The 22,515-nt window shown below is 48.3% G+C and carries 23 protein-coding genes and 1 tRNA gene; 4 read left to right on the top strand and 20 right to left on the bottom strand.

Annotated elements, in window-relative coordinates:
- Window positions 1–13 precede the first annotated feature (13 nt).
- The 9 genes from ACI4WN_RS01330 to murB all read right to left on the bottom strand — a co-directional run bounded on the left by ACI4WN_RS01330 (window position 14) and on the right by murB (window position 8,964).
- The gene (locus tag ACI4WN_RS01330) at window positions 14–826 is read right to left on the bottom strand and encodes a Cof-type HAD-IIB family hydrolase (RefSeq protein ID WP_439776638.1); all 813 of its coding nucleotides are present in this window, start codon (window positions 824–826) and stop codon (window positions 14–16) included.
- 153 nt (window positions 827–979) lie between these two features.
- A complete protein-coding gene (gene glmM / locus ACI4WN_RS01325) occupies window positions 980–2,332 on the bottom strand; it encodes a phosphoglucosamine mutase (RefSeq protein ID WP_439776637.1) in 1,353 nt (450 codons plus the stop codon).
- An 87-nt stretch (window positions 2,333–2,419) separates the two neighbouring features.
- The gene (locus ACI4WN_RS01320) at window positions 2,420–3,370 is read right to left on the bottom strand and encodes a CdaR family protein (protein ID WP_439776636.1); all 951 of its coding nucleotides are present in this window, start codon (window positions 3,368–3,370) and stop codon (window positions 2,420–2,422) included.
- Window positions 3,370–4,209, bottom strand: a complete 840-nt coding sequence (gene cdaA, locus ACI4WN_RS01315; RefSeq protein WP_439776635.1) for a diadenylate cyclase CdaA — start codon at window positions 4,207–4,209, stop codon at window positions 3,370–3,372. Before cdaA ends, ACI4WN_RS01320 begins: the two co-directional genes overlap by 1 nt.
- 46 nt (window positions 4,210–4,255) lie before the next feature.
- Window positions 4,256–5,338 (bottom strand): ABC transporter substrate-binding protein, encoded by a 1,083-nt coding sequence (locus ACI4WN_RS01310; protein WP_439776634.1) that lies wholly within the window; start codon window positions 5,336–5,338, stop codon window positions 4,256–4,258.
- Entirely contained in the window at window positions 5,335–6,141 is an 807-nt protein-coding gene (locus ACI4WN_RS01305) for an ABC transporter permease (protein ID WP_439776633.1), read from the bottom strand. The genes ACI4WN_RS01310 and ACI4WN_RS01305 overlap by 4 nt, the downstream gene beginning before the upstream one ends.
- Entirely contained in the window at window positions 6,138–6,950 is an 813-nt protein-coding gene (locus ACI4WN_RS01300) for an ABC transporter permease (RefSeq protein ID WP_439776632.1), read from the bottom strand. The genes ACI4WN_RS01305 and ACI4WN_RS01300 overlap by 4 nt, the downstream gene beginning before the upstream one ends.
- Window positions 6,947–8,038 carry an ABC transporter ATP-binding protein gene (locus ACI4WN_RS01295; RefSeq protein ID WP_439776631.1) on the bottom strand — a complete coding sequence of 364 codons (1,092 nt, stop codon included), beginning with the start codon at window positions 8,036–8,038 and terminating at the stop codon, window positions 6,947–6,949. The genes ACI4WN_RS01300 and ACI4WN_RS01295 overlap by 4 nt, the downstream gene beginning before the upstream one ends.
- Window positions 8,039–8,070: 32 nt before the next feature.
- Window positions 8,071–8,964, bottom strand: a complete 894-nt coding sequence (gene murB / locus ACI4WN_RS01290; protein WP_439776630.1) for a UDP-N-acetylmuramate dehydrogenase — start codon at window positions 8,962–8,964, stop codon at window positions 8,071–8,073.
- Between the two features lie 113 nt (window positions 8,965–9,077).
- Here murB and ACI4WN_RS01285 point away from each other — a divergent pair, with 113 nt between their 5' ends.
- Window positions 9,078–9,611, top strand: a complete 534-nt coding sequence (locus ACI4WN_RS01285) for a 3'-5' exonuclease (RefSeq protein ID WP_439776662.1) — start codon at window positions 9,078–9,080, stop codon at window positions 9,609–9,611.
- Between the two features lie 41 nt (window positions 9,612–9,652).
- On the opposite strand, the gene tsaE is transcribed toward ACI4WN_RS01285, so the two are convergent.
- Genes tsaE through ACI4WN_RS01270 form a run of 3 tightly spaced genes read right to left on the bottom strand, consistent with a single transcriptional unit; the run spans window position 9,653 to window position 11,905 of the window.
- Window positions 9,653–10,138: a tRNA (adenosine(37)-N6)-threonylcarbamoyltransferase complex ATPase subunit type 1 TsaE gene (tsaE, locus tag ACI4WN_RS01280; RefSeq protein ID WP_439776629.1), complete on the bottom strand. Its 486-nt coding sequence runs from the start codon at window positions 10,136–10,138 to the stop codon at window positions 9,653–9,655.
- 30 nt (window positions 10,139–10,168) lie between these two features.
- A complete protein-coding gene (gene pta, locus ACI4WN_RS01275) occupies window positions 10,169–11,158 on the bottom strand; it encodes a phosphate acetyltransferase (RefSeq protein WP_439776628.1) in 990 nt (329 codons plus the stop codon).
- A 60-nt stretch (window positions 11,159–11,218) separates the two neighbouring features.
- Window positions 11,219–11,905: a uracil-DNA glycosylase gene (locus ACI4WN_RS01270; protein ID WP_439776627.1), complete on the bottom strand. Its 687-nt coding sequence runs from the start codon at window positions 11,903–11,905 to the stop codon at window positions 11,219–11,221.
- A 161-nt stretch (window positions 11,906–12,066) separates the two neighbouring features.
- Between ACI4WN_RS01270 and ACI4WN_RS01265 the strand changes: the two genes are divergently transcribed.
- Both ACI4WN_RS01265 and ACI4WN_RS01260 read left to right on the top strand, forming a co-directional pair.
- Window positions 12,067–12,954, top strand: a complete 888-nt coding sequence (locus ACI4WN_RS01265) for a Cof-type HAD-IIB family hydrolase (RefSeq protein ID WP_439776626.1) — start codon at window positions 12,067–12,069, stop codon at window positions 12,952–12,954.
- On the top strand, window positions 12,954–13,526 hold the full coding sequence (locus ACI4WN_RS01260; RefSeq protein ID WP_439776625.1) for a hypothetical protein: 573 nt from the start codon (window positions 12,954–12,956) through the stop codon (window positions 13,524–13,526). Before ACI4WN_RS01265 ends, ACI4WN_RS01260 begins: the two co-directional genes overlap by 1 nt.
- On the opposite strand, the gene ACI4WN_RS01255 is transcribed toward ACI4WN_RS01260, so the two are convergent.
- From ACI4WN_RS01255 to ACI4WN_RS01235, 5 genes are all read right to left on the bottom strand, one after another.
- Window positions 13,483–14,049 (bottom strand): GNAT family N-acetyltransferase, encoded by a 567-nt coding sequence (locus tag ACI4WN_RS01255; RefSeq protein WP_279189273.1) that lies wholly within the window; start codon window positions 14,047–14,049, stop codon window positions 13,483–13,485. The genes ACI4WN_RS01260 and ACI4WN_RS01255 overlap by 44 nt on opposite strands.
- Before the next feature lie 1,008 nt (window positions 14,050–15,057).
- Window positions 15,058–15,816, bottom strand: coding sequence for a triose-phosphate isomerase (gene tpiA, locus ACI4WN_RS01250; protein WP_008461724.1), 759 nt, complete (start codon window positions 15,814–15,816; stop codon window positions 15,058–15,060).
- Window positions 15,817–15,834: 18 nt separating this feature from the next.
- A complete protein-coding gene (locus tag ACI4WN_RS01245) occupies window positions 15,835–17,046 on the bottom strand; it encodes a phosphoglycerate kinase (protein ID WP_439776624.1) in 1,212 nt (403 codons plus the stop codon).
- 99 nt (window positions 17,047–17,145) lie between these two features.
- Complete coding sequence (gene gap, locus ACI4WN_RS01240; RefSeq protein WP_008461720.1) at window positions 17,146–18,162, bottom strand: type I glyceraldehyde-3-phosphate dehydrogenase; 1,017 nt, start codon at window positions 18,160–18,162, stop codon at window positions 17,146–17,148.
- Window positions 18,163–18,199: 37 nt separating this feature from the next.
- Window positions 18,200–19,243: a sugar-binding domain-containing protein gene (locus ACI4WN_RS01235; RefSeq protein WP_439776623.1), complete on the bottom strand. Its 1,044-nt coding sequence runs from the start codon at window positions 19,241–19,243 to the stop codon at window positions 18,200–18,202.
- A 294-nt stretch (window positions 19,244–19,537) separates the two neighbouring features.
- Between ACI4WN_RS01235 and ACI4WN_RS01230 the strand changes: the two genes are divergently transcribed.
- Window positions 19,538–19,609 (top strand) — tRNA-Arg (locus ACI4WN_RS01230).
- A gap of 68 nt (window positions 19,610–19,677) precedes the next feature.
- Here ACI4WN_RS01230 and ACI4WN_RS01225 read toward each other — a convergent pair.
- The 3 genes from ACI4WN_RS01225 to trpX are packed head-to-tail and all read right to left on the bottom strand — an operon-like array spanning window position 19,678 to window position 22,329.
- Entirely contained in the window at window positions 19,678–20,445 is a 768-nt protein-coding gene (locus ACI4WN_RS01225; protein WP_439776622.1) for an ABC transporter ATP-binding protein, read from the bottom strand.
- Between the two features lie 10 nt (window positions 20,446–20,455).
- The gene (locus tag ACI4WN_RS01220) at window positions 20,456–21,352 is read right to left on the bottom strand and encodes an ABC transporter permease (RefSeq protein ID WP_439776621.1); all 897 of its coding nucleotides are present in this window, start codon (window positions 21,350–21,352) and stop codon (window positions 20,456–20,458) included.
- Complete coding sequence (trpX, locus tag ACI4WN_RS01215) at window positions 21,349–22,329, bottom strand: tryptophan ABC transporter substrate-binding protein (RefSeq protein WP_439776620.1); 981 nt, start codon at window positions 22,327–22,329, stop codon at window positions 21,349–21,351. The genes ACI4WN_RS01220 and trpX overlap by 4 nt, the downstream gene beginning before the upstream one ends.
- Between the last annotated feature and the right edge of the window lie 186 nt (window positions 22,330–22,515).

The following is a 22,515-nucleotide window of genomic DNA, read 5'->3' as shown; positions in this document are numbered from 1 at the left end:
TTTAGCAAAAATCCTACATGACCAGCTTGTGCAAGGCCTTGGCAATCCCGTCGCGGTCGTTGGTGTCGGTCACGTAGTCTGCCAGTTCCTTGATTTCGTCAATGGCGTTGCCCATGGCTACTCTTTGGAAGTCTTCGATTTCAAACATGGACCGGTCATTGCCTTGGTCGCCAAAAATCATGACTTCGCTGTTCTTAAAACCAAGGCGGGAAGCCAGTTCACTGATGGCTAGACCTTTGGATGCTCCAAGAGACCCGGCTTCTGCCACCTCCGGCCAGCTGCGGACCATAGCATAGCTTTGGAAGAACCAGTCTGGCAGCCGGTTCCAAAAGCGGTCCATTTGCTCTGGATCATCGCAGGTATAAACGGCTTTGGCAAACTTGAAGTCCTTTTTGAAGTCTTCCCGGTCTTGCAGCCACAGCTGGTTTTTAGTTTCAGCGCCGTCCACCTGCATTCTGATCGAGAGCTTTTGATCCATGGAATAAAAGCGCTCTGGCGTTTCAAAGGTCAGGTTGACATGACTCAGCCTTTGCATATGAACGAAGGTGTTAAAGTCCTGCATGTCCAGCTCATGGCTGATCAAGACTTCTTGGTCGAGATTTTGCACGATTGCCCCGTTAAAAAGGATCGCGTACTCATCTCGTCCCTTTAAGCCCAATTGGTCAGCATATTCTCTGATCCCTGACAAGGGTCTGCCCGAAGCCAAAACCACCTTGATTCCGGCTGCTTTAGCCTCTTCCAGCGCCCTTTGGGTGGCTGGCAGAATGGTTTTGGCACTGGACAATAAAGTCCCATCAAGGTCGATGGCAAGCATCTTAATCGACATCGTTTTTCCTCCTAAAAATTCCCACTAATCTTTGTTCATTTATCTTCTTAGTTAAGTCTACTTACTTTTCTACACTTAATTATATTAGATTTGCCTAATTTCATGCAAAAAAAGAAAGCCTGTTTCCAGACTTTCTTTTTGTATGCTATCTAATTAAGCACCCATTTCAGCTTCAACGACCTTGACAATGCGGTCGACGTAGCTTTGCGTCAATTCTTGGGTTGGGCCTTCAGCCATGACGCGAAGCAGTTCTTGGGTACCGGATGGGCGAACCAAAACCCGGCCGTCGCCTGCCATGTCGCTTTCAACGCTAGCAATGGCGTCGGTAATGGCAGGATAGTTCTTCCACGTGTTCTTGTCCTTAACTGGCACGTTAACCAAGACTTGTGGGTATTCCTTGAAGTCAGTCAAAAGTTCGGTCAAGCTCTTGCCAGTCTTCTTCATAACCAGCATCAAGTGAATCCCAGTCAGCATCCCGTCACCGGTGTTGTGGTAGTCACTGATGATGACGTGGCCAGATTGTTCCCCGCCCAGGCTGTAGCCGTTAGCCCGCATTTCTTCTGAAACGTAGCGGTCGCCAACTTGGGTTCTGACATTCTTGATGCCGCGGCGTTCCAAGGCCTTGGTGAAGCCCAGATTGCTCATGACGGTCGTCACGATCGTGTCCTTCTTTAAGCGGCCGTGGTCAGCCAAGTAAGAGCCGATCACGTACATGATGTGGTCACCGTCAACTTCGTTGCCATTTTCGTCGACAGCGATGCAGCGGTCTGCATCCCCGTCAAAGGCCAAACCCAGTTGTGCGCCTTGCTTAACGACTTCTTCTTGCAAGTGCGCCGTGTGGGTCGCCCCGCAGTGGTCGTTGATGTTCAAGCCGTTTGGATGAGTTGAGATCGTGGTGAAGTCAACGTCTAAGTCTGCAAACAAGCGGGAAATGAAGGCACTGGCTGCCCCGTTGGCCCCGTCGATCACAACCTTGATGCCGCTCAAGTCTTCTGGAATGGTGTTTTCCAAGAATTGAATGTACTTGTTGGCACCGTCGCGGAAGTCAGTGACCGTACCCAAACCTTCAGCAGATGGTCTTGGCAGCATGTCTTGCTTGGCATCGATCAATTCTTCGATTTCTTCTTCCTTGGCATCTGACAGCTTCAAGCCGTCGCTGCCGAAGAACTTGATCCCGTTGTCTTCAACTGGGTTGTGGGAAGCTGAGATCTGAACGCCGGCATCAGCGCCTTGGGCCCGGACTAAGTAAGACAAGCCAGGAGTAGTCATAACGCCGCATTCCAAGACTTCGATGCCGACTGACAAGAGCCCAGCGATCAAAGCGTATTCTAGCATTTCACCAGAAATTCTAGTGTCCCGAGATACCAAGACCTTGGCTTGGCCGCCATCTTCTTTTTCCTTGGTTAAGACGTAGCCGCCCATCCGGCCCAACTTAAAGGCCATTTCTGGGGTTAAGACCTTATTTGCTTCACCGCGAACGCCATCAGTACCAAAATATTTAAGCATTATTCAAAAGAACCTTTCTTTGTTTCTTTATCTTGATTTTCGACTTCTTGTTTTTATATCTATTCTTTTATTCTTTTTTGCCAAGCCTTAGTCACTTGAATCGCTAACGTCGATCTTCACGCTGACGCTAGCCGGATCCACCCAAGCAATCCCGTCTGGAACGGGCAACTTAATCGTCTGGGTCGTACTGGACTTGACGCCAGTTAGGTCAACGTTCAGGGTCAAGGAGCTCAATTTCTTAAGGGCTTCTTTTTGTCCATACAGGGTAACCTTTTCTTCCTTAGCGGTCAAGGAGTAAACCTTGCTCTTAGACCCGTTCTTCGCGTTCAGCTTCAGTTTCACCGTCTTCTTGGAAACTGAAATCGGCAAGGTAACCTGAGCCGTAGACGGCGTAATCACCACATTCAGCTGCCGGTTCTTGGCATCGTAGGCCTGAAGCAAAACGCTGCGCTTCATGGTCTTATTGGTCCCATTTGGCACGGAAAGCTTGGCTTCAATGTGGTCAATCTGGTTGACTTCGCTTTGAGCACCGGTAACCTCAACCGTTTCCGGACTGACGCTAGCGGTGCCAATGTCATAGCCACTGGCCACAGCATTTTTATTATAACCTATTTGAACCGGCATGGTGCGGGACTTTCGCTTTTGGATGTTGACCGTCACGTACTTTTGCGACAGCTTGTAAGACAGCTGGCTAGGCAGACCGGAGACCTTGATATTGACCCGGTGACTGCCCACGCTGAGTTTGCTGAGGTCAATATACACCCGGAAGTTTTGGGTATTGACTGCCGAAGTCACTAGGGCGTTTGGCCCTTCCAAAGTCACCTTGACCTTGTCTGGGTAGCCAGTCACATAGTACTTGTCGGCGTCAACCGAGACCTGCAAGGGCATCTTCAGGCTCTGCTTGGTCGTTGCAGTTTGCTGAACCTTGCTTTGGTTATTGGTCGAAACCTGGGTGTTGTCGACAAAGGCCACTAAAATAATGGCCAAAACCAGGGAAAAAAGCTTATAGAACCACTTGGTTTCAATAATTCGGTGCATTACTTTTCACCCCAATTCCAGATTTTTCTGGCCACTCTGATTGGCCATGGAGCCTTCTTCTGCTCTTCCGTGACCAGTTCTGCCCGCAAGTACTTGAGATATTCTTGCTGGCTTAAGTCCACCATAAACTGGCCGTTTCTGGTAATGGTTACGCCACCCGTTTCTTCGGAAACGACCACGGTAATGGCGTCAGTTACTTCACTGATCCCGACCGCGGCCCGGTGTCTGGTCCCCAGGCTCTTGGGAATCATGGCATTGTCAGACAGGGGCAGGTAGGCTGAAGCCACTTGGATCCGGTTATTCTTGATGATCACCGCCCCGTCGTGCAAAGGCGTATTGGGGATAAAAATGTTGATCAAAAGCTCCCCGGTCACTACGGCATCCAGCTTGATCCCGGTTTCTACGTACTCTTCTAGCCCGGTCTTTTGTTCCAGGGTAATCAGGGCCCCGATCCGGCGCTTAGACATGTACTGAATGGCCTTGTCGAGTTCTTTGACCAGCCGCTCTTGCTGCTTGCGCGCACTGTTTTCTTGATCAGAAAATAGCGACACGCGGCCAAGCCGCTCTAGTCCCCGTCTGATTTCCGGCTGGAAGACGACAATAATTCCGATCACGGCCCAGGAAACGATCTGGTCCAAGATAAAGGTCACCGTCGTCAATTGCGCCCAGCCAGCCAAAACCCGGGCAATCATGATCAAGATGATCCCGTTGGCCAGCTGCACCGCCTTGGTCCCCTTGATGAGGAGGGTCAGGTGATAAATAAAGTACCAGGTAATCAAGACATCCAAGATCATGGACAGAGTGTGCCAGGTCCAGAGGCTTGATAGATTAATTTGCATTCCTCCACTATCCTTTCTATCTTTTGCCTATATAGTCTATTTTAGCCTAATTTCGCGCGTACATCTTAAATTCTAGGAAAAGATCGTTATATTCTTGGACCTTGCTGCTTGGCAGATCTTCATAAACCTCCAAGTTCTTCAAAGTCGACATTGGCGGATAGAACTGCTTGTCGTTTCTGACTGATTTTGGCAAAATCTTTTGCGCTGCCAGGTTTGGCGTTGCATAGCCGATGTATTCGGCATTTTGCGCAGCGTTCTTCGGCTCCAGCATGAAGTTGATGAACTTGTAGGCTGCCTTTTTGTTCTTAGCAGTCTTAGGAATCACGATATTGTCAAACCAGAGGTTGGACCCTTCGCTTGGCACATAGTAGTGAATATGGGAGTTTTCACTCATCATGGTTGCAGCTTCTCCAGAATAAGTGACCCCGATCCAGGCTTCATTTTGCACCATGTACATCTTCAGTTCGTCAGCCACGATCGCCTTCACGTTTTGCCCCAATTTGTCCAGCTTGGCCTTGGCTTGAGCCAAGTGCTTGGAATTGGTGTCATTGACTGAATAGCCTAGAGAAATCAGGGCTACCCCCATCATATCGCGGGCTGAGTCAACGAGCAGGATTTGGTCACGGTACTTTTTCTTCCAGAGGTCATCCCACTTCTTGATTTCGCCTTTTTTAACATAGCGGTCGTTATAAACGATTCCCAGGGTGCCCCAGAAATAAGGCACGGAATATTCATTCTTAAGGTCAAAAGACTTGTGCAAAAATTCCTGGCCGATGTACTTGAAATTACTCAGTTTGCTGGTATCGATTTTTTCCAGCAAGTTGTCTTTGCGCAGCTTGGTAATCATGTAGTCAGAGGGAACCGCAATGTCATAAGAGGTCCCGCCTTGCTTGATCTTGGTGTACATGGCTTCGTTTGAGTCAAAAGTCTCGTAGATGACGTGGTAGCCGGTCTTTTTCTCAAACTTGGTGATCAAGGCTGGGTCCACATAGTCGCCCCAGTTGTAGATGATCAGGTCCTTCTTGCTGCTGGCACTGCCGCCGCTTGAGCTGTCCAGCTTTTGGGCACCCCAGTAGAGGCCTAGGCAAACCAGCAAGATTACCAGAGAGGCTGAAAGTATTTTTTTCATCGCAAAAGTCCTCCCAGCTTGCTCCCCTTCTTGCCCTGCTGCTTAGAGATCAGGTAGTAAATCCCCACTAATAAGAGGACAAAGAGGAAAATAATCGTACTCAAGGCGTTCACTTCTAGGTCAATCCCCTGCCGGGCCCGGGAGTAGATTTCCACTGACAAAGTGGTAAAGCCGTTCCCAGTAACGAAGAAGGTCACCGCAAAGTCATCTAGGGAATAGGTCAAGGCCATAAACATCCCGGACACGATCCCCGGCGTCAGGGCCGGCAAAAGAACCTGGCTGAAGACCTGGTAGTAGCTAGCCCCCAAGTCACGGGCTGCGTCAATTAGGGAATTGTCCATTTCCCGCAATTTCGGCAAAACCATCAAGACCACGATCGGCACCGAAAAGGCAATGTGACTGAGCAAAACAGAAGCAAAGCCCAGGCTGAAGCCCAAGGTAGTAAAAAGGATCAAGAAACTAGCCCCGATGATAACATCAGGTGACACCATCAAAACGTTGTTTAAAGACAAAAGCAGTCTTTTCACACTAGACTTTTTCACATTTTCAATGGCAATGGCCCCTAAAGTCCCCAGCACCGTCGCAATCAGGCTGGACAAAAGGGCCAGCATGATCGTTTCCAGCAAAATGGCCAGCAAGCGCCCATCGTTAAAGAGGGTCTGGTAGTGCCGCCAGGTGAAGCCTTTAAAGTGGTCCATGTTGGAGCCGCTAGAAAAGGAAAAGTAAATCAGGTAAAAAATCGGCAAGTATAAGATGGCCAAGACCAGGAAAAAATATACTTTGCTCCAGATGTGTTTTTTCATAGCTTGATCTCCTTCTTATGGCGCTTGCGGGAAGTGAGGATCATGACGATGGTCATCAAGACGATCAAAATGACCCCAATCGTTGACCCCATATTCCAGTTCATGGTGGTCAAGAAGTATTCTTCAACCGCCGTCCCCAGGGTAATCACTCGGTTCCCGCCGATCAGCCGCGTCAGCATAAAGAGGGACAGGGACGGAATAAAAATGGCCTGAATCCCAGATTCAACGCCAGGCCAAGACAGGGGCCAAATGACATAGCGGAAAGTCTGCCAGAAATTGGCGCCTAAGTCAGAACTGGCCGAGATCAAGGCTGGATCAATTTCTTTTAAAGAATTGTAGATCGGCATGATCATGAAGGGAATTTCGATATAAGTTGCTACGAAAATGAAGGCAAAGTCGGTAAACATGATTTCCGCTGGACCTAAGCCAAAGAGGTGGAGGAACTGGTTAACCATCCCATCTCTAGAAAAAATCCCGATAAAGGCGTATGCCTTTAAAAGCAGGTTGATCCAGGTCGGCAAAATCACCAGCATCAGCCAAAACTGCTGATTTTTGAGACGGGTTAAGGCCAAAGCAGCTGGATAAGAGATCAGCAAGCAGAAAAAGGTGATTAGCAAGGCATACCAAAAGGAATTCAGCATCATGCGGATAAAGGTGCCTTTGGAAAAGAACAAGGCAAAATTCTGCAAGCTAAAGTGTCCCTGACTGTTGGTCAAGGAGTAGCCCACGATCAAAACTACCGGCGCGATCACGAAGAGGATGATCCAGAGCAGGTAGGGCAATAGAAAAAATGATTGTTTCTTTCTCATTCCTTGTCCTCCCCTTCGTAAGTCTCAAGCCGGGCATCGAATTCTTCTTCGGTTTCGCCCAGCCGCATGACGTGGATGTCTTCAGGATCAAAGAAAATCCCGATCTCTTGACCGATCTTGACCCCATTGGTGGAATGGATCAGCCATTCAAAGCCGGATTCGTCAACCGCCTTGATTTCAAAGTGGTCGCCCAAAAAGAGCTGACTCTGGACCGTCATGGACAGCTTGGGGTTAGTCGCCGTAATATCCAAGTCTTCCGGCCGCAGCACGACTTCAACCTTTTCCCCTGGGGTAATCCCGGCATCGGCACATTCAAACTGCTTGCCGGCAAATTCAACCTCAAAGTCCCGGATCATCTTCCCAGACAAGATGTTGGAGTCGCCAATAAAGCGGGCAACAAAGTCGTTAACCGGCTCATCGTAAATGTCGACAGGAGACCCGCTTTGCTGGATGGTCCCGTCATTCAAAACGAAGATTTCGTCACTCATGGCCAAGGCTTCTTCTTGGTCGTGGGTGACAAAGATAAAGGTGATGCCCAGCTTCTTTTGGATGGCCCGCAACTCAAACTGCATTTCTTTTCTAAGGCGCTTGTCTAAAGCTGAAAGTGATTCGTCCAAAAGCAGGACCTTCGGTTCATTGATAATGGCCCGGGCAATGGCTACCCGCTGCTGCTGGCCCCCGCTCAGTTCTGAAATTTCCCGGTTGGCGTAGCCGTCCAAGCGGACCGTCTTTAAGGCATCTTTCACCTTTTGCCGAATTTCACTTTCCGGCCGGCGCTTCAGCTTCAAGCCAAAGGCCACGTTTTCATAGACATTTAAATGCGGAAAAAGAGCATAATTCTGAAAAACCGTATTTATATGTCTCTTGGATGCATCAAGGCCGGTAATATCTTCCCCGGCAAAATAGAGCTTGCCGGCCGAAGGCTCCGTAAAACCGGCAATAATGCGCAAAATCGTCGTTTTGCCTGAACCTGATGGCCCAAGCAAGGAGTAGAACTTGCCGGATTCAATTGAGATATTGATATCCTTCAAGGCCACAAAGCCATCATCATATTCCTTGGTGATGTGATCCAACTTAATAATTTCCATTTGTTGTTCCCATTTTTCTATTTAAAAATTACTTATTCTTCGCCAATAATGCGGACCTCAGTTTCTAGACTAATGCCATCTTTTTCTTTAATCGTCTTTTGGATGTAGTGGATCAAGTTGAGGTAGTCAGTTGCCGTCGCGCTGCCCTTGTTCACGATAAAGCCGGCGTGCTTCGTGGACACCTGCGCCCCGCCAATTTGCTTGCCTTGCAGACCCGCTTCAATGATCATCGGACCCACAAAGTGGCCAGTTGGCCGCTTAAAGACGCTGCCGCAGGATGGGTACTCTAGAGGCTGCTTGTACTTTCTCAGAGCGTTCAGGTAGTTCATCTGGTCCAAGATCTCGGCTTTATCGCCCTTTTTCAAGGCAAAAGTGGCCTTGATCACGATATCACCCGTTTCTTGCACCAAGGAATGGCGGTAGCTGAACTTTAAGTCAGCATTAGAATAGGTCTTGATTGCGCCCTCTCTGGTTAAAACCGTGGCGCTTTCCAGGCAGTCTTGGGTTTCTCCGCCGTAAGCACCCGCGTTCATAAAGACAGCTCCGCCGACTGAGCCGGGGATGCCGGCCGCAAATTCCAGGCCAGACAAGCCGCTGTTGCCGGCTGCAAAAGAAGTATCAATGATCTTGGCCCCGGCTTGGGCTTCCACCTTGTCACCGTCGACCTTGATCTCGTTCATTTCCGTTAAGATCACGACCAGACCCTTGATCCCCTTGTCGCGGATAATCAGATTTGAGGCATTGCCAATCACCGTCAAGGGCAGCTGCTCTTCTTTAACTGCCTTTACCAATTCCTCAAGCTCGAGCACGTTCTTAGGAAAGGCGAGGTACTGGGCCTTGCCACCGGTTTTGGTAAAAGTGTACCGGCTCAAAGGAATATGTTCTTGAATATCAATGCCTTGAGCCTTTAATTCTTGTAACTTCAAATTAATTTGCCTCCTCGTAATTCTTCCTTTGTTATTTTACCGCATTCAAGCTGTGTTATACTACAAATAACGTGTAAAATTGCTTCAGACGAAGGAAAGGGTAAAAAAGCATGATGAATTTTGTCGCAATGGATTTTGAAACGGCCAATCAGCATCCGGCCAGCGCTTGTTCCCTGGCCCTGGTCTTGGTCAGAGACAGCAAGATTATTGATCGTTTTTATACGGTCATCAATCCGCAGATGGCCTTTGATGCCCGGCAGGTCAAGGTTCATGACATTACGGCAGAAGACGTGGCAGCTGCTCCCACCATGGCGGAAGTCTGGCCCAAGATCAAGGGGCTCTTTCAGCCAGGGATGCTGGTTACCGCCCATAATGCCCGCTTTGACGTCAACGTCATGAAGCAGTCCCTAGCCCGCTACGGCATCCCTGAGCCCCACTACCTGGCTATCGACACCCTAGCCGTCTCCAAGAAGCTGGAGCCAGGTTTAGCCAACTACCAGCTGGACACCGTGTCTGACCTACTCGACGTCCAGCTCTGGCACCACCACAATGCTTTAAGCGACAGCGAGGCCTGCGCCGGCATCTTGCTCAAAGAAGAAGAAAGACACGGCGACGATCTTTTGAAAAAGTTTGTCTACCATGTCTAAAAAAAGATCCTCTAGGAAAACACTAGAGGATCTTTTATATTTTATTTAGTTTCTTGATAAATTTTCAGAGCATCTTCGGCCCACTGGCTAGCCCGGCTGCCGTGCGGATCCAGGGTGACGACCCGCTTGGTGGAATCCCAGGAATCGTCAACCCGCTTCAAGATCAAGGACAAATATTCATCCGGCAGGTCGGCGCTGATCACTTGCGGCCATTCGATGATGACGACGCCGTCTTCAGCCAGATATTCGTTCAAATCGATTGAGGCCAGGTCATCGCCTTCCAGCCGGTAAAAGTCCATGTGGAAGAGAGGCATCTTCCCTTCCCGGTATTCTCTAACCAAGGTGAAGGTCGGACTCTTGACGGGCCGTCTAATGCCCAGTTCGCGGCCAAAACCTTGGGTCATGGTTGTCTTGCCGGCTCCCAGGTCCCCTTTTAGCAGCAAGAGGTCATGAGGCTTGGCACTTTTAGCCAAAGCTTGGCCGAGTTTTTGCATTTGCTCAGCGGAGTTGATTGCAATTTCAGTCATACTTTTCCCATCTATGCTTATCAAATTCTGCTAATCTTCACTTACGGCTTGGGCAGCGGTCAAAATGCCGATCTTGTAGACATCGTCAGCGCTGCAGCCGCGAGAGAGGTCGTTAACTGGCTTGGCCACGCCTTGCAAAACTGGGCCAATGGCGGTAAAGCCGCCCAGACGCTGGGCAATCTTGTAGGAAATGTTCCCGGATTGCAGTTCTGGGAAAACAAAAACATTGGCATGACCGGCAACTTCTGAATCTGGCGCCTTCAACTTGGCAACAGCTGGGACAAAGGCAGCGTCAAACTGCAATTCCCCATCAGCTGGAATTTCTGGGTGCTGGTCCTTAAAGAGCTTAGCAGCTTCGCTGACCTTGTCCACTTGCGGTCCTTTGGCTGAGCCATGGGTGGAGAAGCTCAAAAAGGCAATCTTAGGGTCAATCCCGATCATCTTGGCCGTTGCTGCCGATTGAGCAGCAAATTCTGCCAGTTGGTCAGCTGTTGGGTCAATGGAGATCGCGCAGTCAGCAAAGACATACTTCTCTTCTCCTCTTTCCATGATGAAAGAACCAGAAATCCGGTGCATCCCCGGCTTGGTCTTCAAGATAAAGAGGGCTGGGCGCACCGTGTCGGCGGTTGAGTGGGCCGCCCCAGACACCATCCCGTCAGCCTTGCCGGTATAAACCAGCATGGTGCCGTAGAAGTTGGCATCGTGCATGGCCTTTTCGGCTTCTTCCATGGTTTGGAAGTGCTTGCCGCCTTGCATGCGCTCATGGAACTTTTGGCACATTTCCTCAAAGTCGGGACTGGATACTGGATCAATGATCGTCACGCCGCTTAAGTCTAAGCCGTTTTCCTTAGCCAAGGCCAAAACCTGGTCCTCCTTGCCTAACACGATCGGTTCAAGCAGATCGTCTTTTTTCAGCTGGCTGACGGCGGTTAAAATCCGCACGTCATCGCCTTCAGGGAAAACGATCCGTTGCTTGTCCTTAGACTTGATTAGCTGCTTCAACTGTTCAAATACTTCCATCAAAATTCTCCTCGATTTTCTTCTTGTTTTAGATCTTTTAAATTTTTAGCTTTTTACTTTTTATTCGACTTCCGGATCAGCTGGCAATTGCCAATCGATCGGTCTCTTGCCAAAATTGATCAAAGCTTGATTGCATCTGGAAAATGGCCGGGACCCGAAAAAGCCGCGGTTTGCTGAAAATGGACTCGGGTGAGCCGATTTAATGATGACGTTCTTGGTCTCATCAATTAGCGGAATCTTGTTTTGGGCAAAGCGCCCCCACAAGATGAAGACCACTTGTCCGCGCTCACTCAAAGCTTTAATGGCAGCATCCGTTACCTGCTCCCAGCCCTTGCCCTGGTGGCCATTGGCTTGGCCATAAGGAACGGTCAAAACGGCATTTAAGAGGAGCACTCCTTGGTCGGCCCACTTCTTCAAATAGCCATGGTTGACGGGCTGAGCGCCCACATCATCGTAGAGCTCCTTATAGATGTTCTTTAGTGATGGCGGCAAGGGAATTCCCGGCATGACAGCAAAGCTCATGCCAGTAGCCTGACCCGGATTGTGGTAGGGGTCTTGGCCCAAAATGACGACTTTAGTATCTTTAAAAGGCGTCAATTTAAAGGCTGTAAAAATATGGTACATGTCGGGAAAAATCTGCTTCGTCTGATACTCGGTCTTCAAAAATTCATGCAGTGTGTGATATTCCTCACTTGCAAAGACTGGTGCCAAGACCTCGTCCCAATCATTTCCGATAAAATGTTTCATCTGTTTCTCACCTTTATTTATCTTACCATTCTTATCTCAGCAATTAAAGAACTTAGTGAAGAAAATCACACATCTTTTTTCTTAAATTTTGCGTCTTTTTCGCAACCATTTTCCCGCTTTATGTTATGATGAAATCGATAACATATAAGGAGGAAAACCTGATGATTAAACTTATTGCTTGCGATTTGGATGGGACGCTTTTGAACTCCTCAATGGAGGTCTCTCCTGCTAATGTTCAAGCAATCAAACGCGCACAAGAAAACGGCATTGAATTCATGGTGGCCAGTGGCCGAGCACCCCACGAATCTCAGCCAATGATTCAAGAATATGGCATTCAATGCGGCTTTATTAACTTAAATGGCGGTCTGGTTTTTGACACGGAAGGCAACTTGATCGTGAAAAATCCGATTGACTTAGACGTTGCTAAGAAGATCTGCCGCTTGCTCAAAAAAGAAAACTTCTACTTTGAAGTGGTCACCGGCGACCATGTCTACTCTGACGACCTCAGCAAGCGGATTACCAACGTTGCTCACCTGATGGTGGAATTGAATCCGCAGCTGACCTTTAAAGAGGCTGTTCTGGTTTCTGCCAGCAAGCCAGCCATCGTTTCTATCCAGCAAGTCCCAAGCTATGAAGACCTGCTGGCTGAACCAGGCGTCGAAGTGATGAAGATCCTGGTCTTTGACTCCCGGGGGCAATGGGCCTTCACCGATGTCATCAAGGAAATCAACGATATCGCTGACTTGTCCATTACCTCTAGCGCTGCCGACAACATTGAAATCAATGCCAAGAGCGCCCAAAAGGGGCAGTCTTTGATGGACTACGCGGCTGCCAAGGGCTTGAAGCCTGAAGAAGTCGCTGCTATTGGCGACAACTTAAACGATGAGAGCATGATCGTGGCTGCCGGTACCGGCATCGCTATGGGTAATGGCGTACCGCAAATCAAGAAGGTGGCCAGCTTTGTGACCAAGACCAACAATGAGGATGGGGTTGCCTGGGCGATCAACAAGATTATCGCCGATAATGCCAAAGAGCAAGCAGGAGCATAATGCTTTTTACCCTCTACCTCAGCCAAGAGCGACAAAGCGGCCAAATTCCCATCACCGATGAACAGGGGCAGCCTTTTGGCGCCATTCGCGGCAATCTTGACAACCCCAACCACACCCTCTATCTCATTGATACGACAGGTGCGGAAATTGGCCGCTTGTTCAGTGATGGAACCGGCCTGATCAACTCTTATACCATCGACGTGATCCACCACTCCTTGGTCCATGTTGAAAAGGTCAACAGCCACCAGGTCAACCTCTTGTACATTACCCGGCTCAACTATTGGGTCAACGGCTCCATCAAGCAAGGCAGCTATGCATTTCGAAGCGGCGTCAAAAAGGTGGCCAGCGTGAAAACGACGGTTGCCGACAAAGGCGTCACCCTAACCTGCCAGATTGACCGGGAAGAAGATATCCCTTTTATTCTCTTAATCGCGGTCCTCTTCACCCAGTGGCACGTGACGCCCTTGAAGCTGCCGGATTTTCCGCCCCTGATGAACCGGAGACGGACCGCCGGCAATACCAGCTTTTTTAGACTGCTTTTACCATGTGGTCGTAAACGCGATCGCCGATAGTCATAGAATTAGTCGTGACAAAACCCTTGTGCACATACAATCTTTGTGCGCGAGGGTTTTCTTTGTCTACGTTCAAGCTGACCTTCTTGTAGCCGTGCTTTTTGGCAAGCTTAGGCGCAATTTCCATCAAGCGGCTGGCAATTCCCTTGCCCCAGTCACGCGGCGCCACGGCCAAGGCATCGATGTACCATTCGCCCTTTTCAGCTTCTTTATCGGTAAAAATATCAGTGGTCAAGGGCAGGCCGACTCTGGCCATGTACTTTTTCAAAACGACGTCGATAATGCCTTGGGCCTTGTCGGGATACATGCAGATCATGCCCCTAACCCGGTCATTTTGGTCGACGTCCACCCAGATCCGGTTGTAGGAATAGCGGTAGTTTTCGGAAATAAAACCCAGTCGCATTAAATCGTAAAATTGGCTTTCTGGCAGGCGGTTGATGGTGTCCATGTCCATTTCGTCAAAAATCTGGTTTAAGATTGGATAAATTGCTTCATAGTCGCTCTTTTGTGCTTTGCGAATCATTTTTGCTTCCTTTCTGAAAATTCTAATAATTCCATCTTACCCTAAATGACCAGAAAGCCCAACTTTTAGCACCTGCTAAAACTATCAGGACAAACAAAAAGTTCCTAAAGGCTAATCCGCATCTCGCGCTTATCCTTTAGGAACTTCTTCGATCTTCAATGATTTTCAACTGCAGGCAAGCCCGGGATCTCACCTATTTCAATGGGGGGAGGAATAGGGCTTGCCTGCCTTCTTACTTAAATTCGTACAGACTTGGACGACATGGCATTAGCGGCTTGCCGTCCCTGTTGAGCAGAAACACCTGATTGGCATTTTCATGCTTCATGTTTTTTCTCCTTTTCCGTAATGCAGGAAACAGTGATTCCTGCCGCTCGTCCAAATCAGGAGAACCAATTTGGATTTGCGTTGATGCCCATCGACAATGTTATCCATGCTTGCCATAATTCCGGAGAATTACAATGTTTGCCATGATTCCGAAGAGCCATGACAAACGCAGTTGACTGTCACGTTAACCTCATGACTGTTTACAGAGCTGCCACAGAGCCAAAGACTTGGGCATCATCCTTGGGTGTGATGACATGGATAACGTAGTTTCTCTATTCAGTCAGCCGAAGCCGACTGGATAGCTTAGTCTAGACAATGAAAGCCAAATTTCTCCAGCTTCCCTACTAAAGATAAGAGGCCTGAAGCTTGCGCTTCAAGCCCCTTACTTCAGTAAGGGGTTACCATTGACTTGTCTCTTGCATTTTATGGTGGTCTCAGTCCTTTCCCGAGCCTAATCTAGTCATGCTCTGCGAAGTTAAACTTATCCTTCTGGTGGAGTGTCCTCCTAAAATACTCGATTACTTGAATCTTTTAACACTTTTTCTTTACACCTTAATCATACCGCCTTTGTAAGCGGTGTCAACTGTTTTGGGCAAACTTTTTTAGTTTTTTCTCACCAATTTTTTAGGCAACAGAAAAAGGCCTCCCATTGAGGGAGAGCCTTTTTGATATGACAGTTAAAAATTAGTCTTGGTAGTTAACCAATGCCAAGTATGAGTCTGGCTTAAGTGAAGCACCACCAACCAAGCCACCGTCGATGTCTGGCTTAGCCATCAGTTCCTTAACGTTGGCTGGCTTTACTGAGCCACCGTATTGGATACGTACGTTTTCAGCAGTTTCTTCGTTGTACAAGTCCTTAACAGTTTCACGGATAGTCTTGCACATTTCTTCAGCTTGGTCACTTGAAGCAGTCTTGCCAGTACCGATTGCCCAGATTGGTTCGTAGGCAATCACCAGCTTGGAAACTTGTTCACTAGTCAAGCCTTCAAGACCAGCCTTGATTTGGCTGACAACCCATTCGTTTTCCTTGCCGGCTTCACGGGTTTCCAGTGATTCACCGCAGCAAAGAATTGGAGTCATGCCGTTAGCAAAGATTGCCTTTGCCTTCTTGTTGATGTCTTCATCAGTTTCGTGGAAGTAGCCACGACGTTCTGAGTGACCGATGATTACGTATTGAACGCCCATTTCCTTCAAAACTGCTGGAGAGTTTTCACCAGTGAAGGCACCGGAGTTTTCCCAGTAGCAGTTTTCTGCACCAACGTGCAGGTTTGAGCCTTCAGCAGCCTTGAGCAAAGCGTCAAGGTCAACAGCTGGGGCACAAATAAGTGATTCAACCTTTGATGAGTCTGGCAATTGGTCCTTAACAGCGTTTACGAACTCAACAGTTTCCTTTGGGTTCATGTTCAACTTCCAGTTACCAGCAATAATTGGGGTACGTGACATTTAACTAAATCCTCCTAATTACTTGTCTGAAACGCAGGCGATACCTGGCAATTCCTTACCTTCAAGGTATTCAAGAGAAGCGCCACCACCAGTTGAGATGTGAGTCAACTTAGGAGCGATGCCCAATTGCTTTGCAGCAGCAGTTGAGTCACCACCACCAACGATCGTAGTTGCGTCCTTCAGGTCTGCCAAAGCACGACCTACTTCCAAGGTACCCTTGGCGAAGTTAGGCATTTCGAACACGCCCATTGGCCCGTTCCAAACAACAGTCTTAGCACCTTCAAGAGTCTTCTTGAAGAGTTCTACTGACTTAGGACCGATGTCCAAGCCCATTTCGTTGTCAGGAATGTCTTGGCCAACAACTTCTGAAGGAGCGTCGTTCTTGAATTCAGTTGCAGCAACAGTGTCAACTGGCAATACCAGCTTGTCGCCAGCCTTTTCAAGAAGTTCCTTGGCAAATTCAACCTTGTCTTCTTCAACAAGGGACTTACCGATCTTGTGGCCTTGAGCCTTAAGGAAGGTGTAAGCCATACCACCACCGATGATGATGTGGTCAGCCTTAGGAATCAAGTTGGTGATAACGCCGATCTTGTCAGAAACCTTAGCACCGCCCAAGATAGTTACGAATGGGTGAACTGGGTTAGCAACAGCTTCGCCCAAGAACTTGATTTCCTTTTCAAGCAAGAAACCAGCAGCTGCAGGCTTGCCAGCAGCCTTCATGGCAGTAGCGATACCAACGTTTGAAGCATGGCTTCTGTGAGCAGTACCAAAGGCGTCGTTTACAAAGACGTCGCCAAGTGAAGCCCAGTATTCGCCCAAAGTTGGGTCGTTCTTGGATTCACGCTTGCCGAAGTCGTTGCCAACGTCTTGGAAACGAGTGTTTTCAAGGACAACAACGTCGCCGTCCTTCATGTTGTTGATCGCATCTTCAACTTCCTTGCCTTCGTTTGAAGGTACGAAAGTTACAGGCTTTTCAAGTAATTCGCCAAGACGCTTAGCAACTGGAGCCAAGCTCAAGCCCTTCTTGTCTTCTTCAGACTTAACCCGGCCAAGGTGTGAAAGCAAGATAGCCTTGCCGCCGTGTTCGATGATGTACTTGATAGTTGGCAAAGCAGCAACGATACGGTTGTCGTCGCCGATCACGCCATCCTTGATTGGCACGTTGAAGTCAACGCGAACCAAAACCTTCTTGTCCTTAACGTCTACGTCAGAAACAATCAATTTAGCCATTGAAATAATCTCCTCGATTTCTTCATCGAAAAAAGGCGGAAGGAAGATATTTCCCTCCGCCTTCTTTCATACTACTAATTAAATTTAGAGAACTTTAAATTAAAGAGTAGCAAAGTGCAACAAAGTACGAACCATTTGGCAAGTGAATGAGTATTCGTTGTCGTACCAAGCAACAGTCTTAACAAGTTGCTTGTCGCCTGCAGTGATAACTTGGGTTTGAGTTGGGTCGAAGATTGAACCAGCAGTCATGCCCAATACGTCAGTAGAAACGATTTGGTCTGCGTTGTAAGCAAATGATGGGCTTTCGTACTTCTTCATAGCTGCGTTAACTTCTTCAGCAGTTACCTTCTTGTCCAAGATAGTTACAAGTTCAGTTTCTGAACCGTCCTTAACTGGAACACGTTGTGCGTGGCCGTCAAGCTTACCGTTCAATTCTGGCAATACAAGGCCGATAGCCTTAGCAGCACCAGTTGAGTGAGGAATGATGTTTTCAGCAGCTGCACGAGCGTTGCGGAAGTTGTTGCCTCTGTCAGGACCATCCAATACCTTTTGAGTAGCAGTGTAAGCGTGGATAGTAGTCATAGTACCAACTTCGATACCAAATTCCTTGTTCAAAGCGTTAGCCATTGGAGCAAGTGAGTTGGTAGTGCATGAACCAGCTGAAACGATCTTGTCGTCAGCAGTCAAAGTGTCTTGGTTTACTGAGTAAACGATAGTCTTCAAGTCGTTGCCGGCTGGAGCTGAGATCAAGACACGCTTTGCACCAGCGTCAAGGTGAGCTTGTGACTTAGCCTTGCTAGTGTAGAAACCAGTACATTCAAGAACGAAGTCAACGCCGTCGTTCTTAACCCAAGGAATGTTTTGAGCTTGTGGTTCAGCGTATACGCGGTACTTCTTGCCGTCTACAACCAGTGAGTCTTCAGTAGCTGAAACTTCGTGGTCGAAAGTGCCGTGAGTTGAGTCATACTTCAACAGGTGAGCCAACATAGCTGGAGTAGTCAAGTCGTTGATAGCAACAACTTCGATGTCCTTGGTTTCTTCACCCAAGTCCATGATACGACGGAATGCCAAACGACCAATACGGCCAAAACCGTTAATACCAATCTTAACTGTCATATTCGAAAAGTCCTCCTTAAGAACTATAAACAACATTTTATTTTAAGCGGGAATTCCCGTTTAAAATCTGATTTGCGGCAGCCTCATCCGTAATTAACCAGGTCTGATGAGGTGCGTTGCGCATATAAGCCTTGATTGCTTTGGCCTTTCTCAGACCAAGAGCAATCGAAATAATATGCGGGACGTTCGTTAAGTTCTCGAACTGCAATCCAACCTGTCTGATGCGTTCGACAACATTGCCTTCTTCATCGAAGAAACATCCAAAACATTCGGTGACGGCCTTATTTTCTCTCAGCCTTGCTAGGTCAACGGCATCATAGCCTCTGCGCCTAGCCATCTCACCGGCTAAGCCGATGCCGTGGATTACCACGTCGCTTTGAGAAATATCTTGCAGAACCCCGCTGATTTCCGGATCCCGAATCAAAGAGCGGTAAGCTTCTTTAGAAACGTGTTCCGGTAAAAAAAGCGATTCGTAGCTGCCGCCAGTTGCCCGGGCCATTTCCTGGACAACGGCATTGCTTTCCGTGTTTACCCGGCCACCCAAGGCCCCTCTACCGGGGACAAAGCGCAAGGTCCGGTTTTCACTCAAGCTCGGACTAAGCTTCTTTGCTAATCTAGCGATCGTCTTGCCGCCCATGACGGTGACAATGCAATCAGCTAATGGCAAGAGCAGATTCAAGGCTGAATTCAGCTCTTCGCCGGCCAGGTCATAAACCCGGCTTTGCAAATCTGCGTCGCCCGCTACGATAATCGTTCGATCGATTCCTAAGACCTGAGCCAGCTTAACTTCTGCCTGGCTCGCATTAAAAAGTCGATCAACAATTGGTGCTGCGTCTTTTACAACACTCTCACCCTTTTCGGTTAAGAACATGCCGAAATTCTTGATTTCGATCAAGCCATGGTCACGCAAGTAGTCGGTCTCAGTGCGCGTCGTCCGCTCACTCAAGCCAAGCTGCTTAGCCACCATCCGCCGGCCAACCGGCCCATGCAGACCAATTTGCTCCAGGATGAGATATCTTTGCCGAAAGATCTTTAAAGCATCAGGAACAAGCAGCTCGAGCAGGGAAAAGTCCGTGTTCAAAGTAACCATCCTTCTAGTGGGACGCCTATCGACCATGCTGTGGTCGTTTGCTGTCCCACGTTGCTTAAAAATATAAGAGAAACAAGACTTCGCTTAATCTCCATTTCTCTCTCGACACTTTTAGTATAGCAGAATTGCCAAAGTATGCAAGTTTTTTATTTGAGATTGGGAAGGATTTAACTAACCTTTGCATTTTTTTGACTTTTTTAAAACATTTCGAGTCTTTTTTACACTTTTTTGCCTTTTTACTCTTCCCATTTTTCTGAACTCTGCTATAATTAATAACTGTGATTGGGACCCTTAGTGTAATGGATCGCACGCGAGATTCCGGTTCTTGAAATCTGGGTTCGACTCCCAGGGGGTCCATCATGAGAAAAGCTACTGCATTCGCAGTAGTTTTTTTGTTTTTCTATTTATTTTTTTCTAACAGCCATTTAGTCAAAGAAAGCGGCTAAATCCTGCAAGGTCAAGGCATCTTTAGCGGCGCCTTGGTAGTCCCTGACTACCTGGCCATGGTCTAACACGATCAGCCGGTTGCCGTATTTCAAGGCATCTTCCATCCGGTGGGTAATCATCACGGCCGTTAAGTGCTGATTTTGAATCCGCTCATTGGTTGCTGCCATTAACTTTTTGCTCGACTTGGGGTCAAGGGCTGCCGTATGCTCATCTAAGAGCAAGAGCTCCGGCTTTTTATACGTTGCCATTAAAAAGCTTAAGGCTTGTCTTTGCCCGCCAGACAATTGGTCGACCGCAAAATGCATTTTTTCTGGCAGGTCCGGATTTACCTTGGCAAGTTCTTTTTTGAATTCTGCTTCATGATCTTTCAGCCGGCGGAGGCGAAAGGATCTCCTCTCCCCTCTTTTGGCGGCTAAGAGCAGGTTCTCAGCCACGGTCATCCGCGGCGCCGTCCCCAGCTTGGGATCCTGGAAAACCCGAGAGATGTAGCGGCTTCTTTTGACTTCGCTTTCCTGGACAATATTTTTTCCTTGGTAAAAAATCTCCCCCTGACTGGGCTTGATTTGGCCAGCTAAGACGTTTAATAAGGTACTTTTCCCGGCCCCATTGCCGCCAAGCAGGCAAATGAAGTCGCCATCTTTAATTTCCAAGTTGATCTGCCGCAAAATTTTCCGCTCATCAGCAGTGCCTTTGTTAACTATAGTTTCTACGTTTTTTAACTCTAAAAGACTTTCCTTATTGGTCATTTTTCTCACCCTACGCTTCCTTTAAGCTTCTGACAACAGTTTTCTTCAAGTGCAGCTTGCCTTCTACCTGCGGCAGCATCATGCAGATGGCCAAGACGATGGCAGAAATCAGGTTCAAGTTGTCTGAGGACAGGCCGATTTGCAAAACGGCTAGCAAGAGCAGGCGATAAATAATGGAGCCTAGGGTAACTGCAAAAAGCCGGCTAGCCAAATCCAGGCTTCTAAAGAGGACTTCACTGATAATAATGGAAGCCAAGGCAATGACGATGGTGCCTGTCCCCATGCTGATGTCAGCGTAGCCATTATTTTGGGCAACGACTGCCCCGCACAGGGCCACGAGGCCGTTAGACAGCATCAGCCCAGTTGCCGTCATGGCGCCCGGCTTAATCCCCATCGCCTTGGCCATTTGGGGATTGTCGCCATTGGCGATAAAGGCTTGGCCAAAGTCGGTCAGCAAGAAGTAAATCACAATTGCCGTCACGACCACCATGATGATGGTGCCTAAAACGACGCTGTCAAAATACTGGGGCAAGGAGCGGAAGATTTTTGCCGAAAAAATCGTCTTCTGGCCTAGCAAGGACACGTTGGACTTGCCCAGGATCATCAAGTTGACCGAGTAAAGGCCGGTCATGGTCAAAATCCCGGCTAAAAGGCTGGGAATCTTGCCCTTGGTGATTAAAAATGACGTAACTAATCCGGCTAAAGCACCCCCCAAAAAGGCTGCCAGGCTGGCTAGCAAGGGGTTAACCCCCTTGACGATCAAGCTGACGGCAATGGCCGCCCCCAGCGGGAAGGTTCCCTCCACCGTCATGTCGGTCGTGTTCATGATCCGGAAGCTGATGTAAAGGGCTAGGCCTAAAATGCCCCATAAGAAGCCCTGACCAATTGCTGAGACGATTAAGTTCATTTGTAGATTTCTCCCTTCTTCTTGGCTTCAGCCAAAAAGCTGGCTGGAACCTTTAAGCCTAATTTCTTGGCTTCTTGCAAATTCAAGTATGGCGTGCCGTGGGTCACGTAGCGGATGGCCAGGTTGCCCGGCTTTTTCCCCTTTAAGATTTGGATGGTCATCTTGGCCCCAATTTGGCCCAGTTCATACTGGTCAACCCCGTAAGTGGCCACGCCGCCATCTTTAACCATGCTGCCGGCTGCTGGAAAGACTGGCTTTTTGTCAGCATTGGCATTTTTGACCAGGGTCCGCATGGCGCCGGCGATGGTGTTGTCAGTTGGCACGATCACGGCATCCACTTTGGTCAGCATCTGCTGAGACACCTGGTTTAAGTCGTTGCTGTTAGAAATGGAATAAGCCTGATAGCTGATCCCCATTTGCTGGCAGTCCTTGACGATCTGCTTGTAGCCGGCCACCGCTGAGCTGTCGCTTGACGTGTAAATGATGCCCAGCTTTTTCAGCTTCGGTACAAAGCGCTTGACCAATTTTAATTGCTGCTTGATAGGCGCTTGGTCAGAAACCCCGGTGATATTTTTGCCAGGATGAGCAGCGCTTTTGACTAAGCCAGCCCCCTCCGGGTCGGTAACGGCCCCTAAGACGATCGGCTTGGTCTTGGTGGCGTTAGCCAACGCTTGACTGGACGGAGTGGTGATGCCAAACAGGACCTGGTCTGAGCTGTTGACCAATTTTTCGCTCATGGTCTTTAAATTGCTTTGGTCATTGTTGGCGTTTAAAAAGTCGATCTTGATTTTCATCCCTGACTTTCTCAGTTCATCTTTATAGCCCTTATAGATTTGGTCTAGGGCCGGGTGCCGCATCAGGGTTAAAACGCCCACGCGGTAGGTCTTCGCTTCAGTCTTAGCAGGCTTGACTTCTACCAAGAAGGCTGCCGCTAAAAATAAGTAAATTGCCAAAAAGGCTAATCCCACTTTTTTCATCTGTTACCTCTTTTACTACATTCAATCTGGTCTAACTAACGGTTTCCGAAGATCAAAAATTGCGCAATCAAGATCAAAAACAAAAAATCGAAAATAAAAGAAAAACTATAAATAGCAAAACTATAAATAGCAAAACTATAAATAGCAAAAAGAAAAAGGGCCCTGGCGGACCCTTTGTAAAAAATA

This window comes from Lactobacillus sp. (genome assembly GCF_051893255.1).
Lineage (GTDB): Bacteria > Bacillota > Bacilli > Lactobacillales > Lactobacillaceae > Lactobacillus.
This window is presented reverse-complemented; position numbering and strand designations above follow the sequence as displayed.

Coding starts and splice junctions, on each gene's coding strand:
- ACI4WN_RS01255 (WP_279189273.1), bottom strand. CDS start 14,049: ATGATTCGCAAAGCACAAAAGAGCGACTATGAAGCAATTTATCCAATC.
- glmM (WP_439776637.1), bottom strand. CDS start 2,332: ATGCTTAAATATTTTGGTACTGATGGCGTTCGCGGTGAAGCAAATAAG.
- ACI4WN_RS01225 (WP_439776622.1), bottom strand. CDS start 20,445: ATGACCAATAAGGAAAGTCTTTTAGAGTTAAAAAACGTAGAAACTATA.
- ACI4WN_RS01245 (WP_439776624.1), bottom strand. CDS start 17,046: ATGGCTAAATTGATTGTTTCTGACGTAGACGTTAAGGACAAGAAGGTT.
- ACI4WN_RS01220 (WP_439776621.1), bottom strand. CDS start 21,352: ATGAACTTAATCGTCTCAGCAATTGGTCAGGGCTTCTTATGGGGCATT.
- trpX (WP_439776620.1), bottom strand. CDS start 22,329: ATGAAAAAAGTGGGATTAGCCTTTTTGGCAATTTACTTATTTTTAGCG.
- ACI4WN_RS01305 (WP_439776633.1), bottom strand. CDS start 6,141: ATGAAAAAACACATCTGGAGCAAAGTATATTTTTTCCTGGTCTTGGCC.
- ACI4WN_RS01270 (WP_439776627.1), bottom strand. CDS start 11,905: ATGAAACATTTTATCGGAAATGATTGGGACGAGGTCTTGGCACCAGTC.
- tpiA (WP_008461724.1), bottom strand. CDS start 15,816: ATGTCACGTACCCCAATTATTGCTGGTAACTGGAAGTTGAACATGAAC.
- ACI4WN_RS01265 (WP_439776626.1), top strand. CDS start 12,067: ATGATTAAACTTATTGCTTGCGATTTGGATGGGACGCTTTTGAACTCC.
- tsaE (WP_439776629.1), bottom strand. CDS start 10,138: ATGACTGAAATTGCAATCAACTCCGCTGAGCAAATGCAAAAACTCGGC.
- cdaA (WP_439776635.1), bottom strand. CDS start 4,209: ATGCAAATTAATCTATCAAGCCTCTGGACCTGGCACACTCTGTCCATG.
- ACI4WN_RS01300 (WP_439776632.1), bottom strand. CDS start 6,950: ATGAGAAAGAAACAATCATTTTTTCTATTGCCCTACCTGCTCTGGATC.
- pta (WP_439776628.1), bottom strand. CDS start 11,158: ATGGAAGTATTTGAACAGTTGAAGCAGCTAATCAAGTCTAAGGACAAG.
- ACI4WN_RS01295 (WP_439776631.1), bottom strand. CDS start 8,038: ATGGAAATTATTAAGTTGGATCACATCACCAAGGAATATGATGATGGC.
- ACI4WN_RS01310 (WP_439776634.1), bottom strand. CDS start 5,338: ATGAAAAAAATACTTTCAGCCTCTCTGGTAATCTTGCTGGTTTGCCTA.
- ACI4WN_RS01330 (WP_439776638.1), bottom strand. CDS start 826: ATGTCGATTAAGATGCTTGCCATCGACCTTGATGGGACTTTATTGTCC.
- ACI4WN_RS01320 (WP_439776636.1), bottom strand. CDS start 3,370: ATGCACCGAATTATTGAAACCAAGTGGTTCTATAAGCTTTTTTCCCTG.
- gap (WP_008461720.1), bottom strand. CDS start 18,162: ATGACAGTTAAGATTGGTATTAACGGTTTTGGCCGTATTGGTCGTTTG.
- ACI4WN_RS01285 (WP_439776662.1), top strand. CDS start 9,078: ATGAATTTTGTCGCAATGGATTTTGAAACGGCCAATCAGCATCCGGCC.
- ACI4WN_RS01260 (WP_439776625.1), top strand. CDS start 12,954: ATGCTTTTTACCCTCTACCTCAGCCAAGAGCGACAAAGCGGCCAAATT.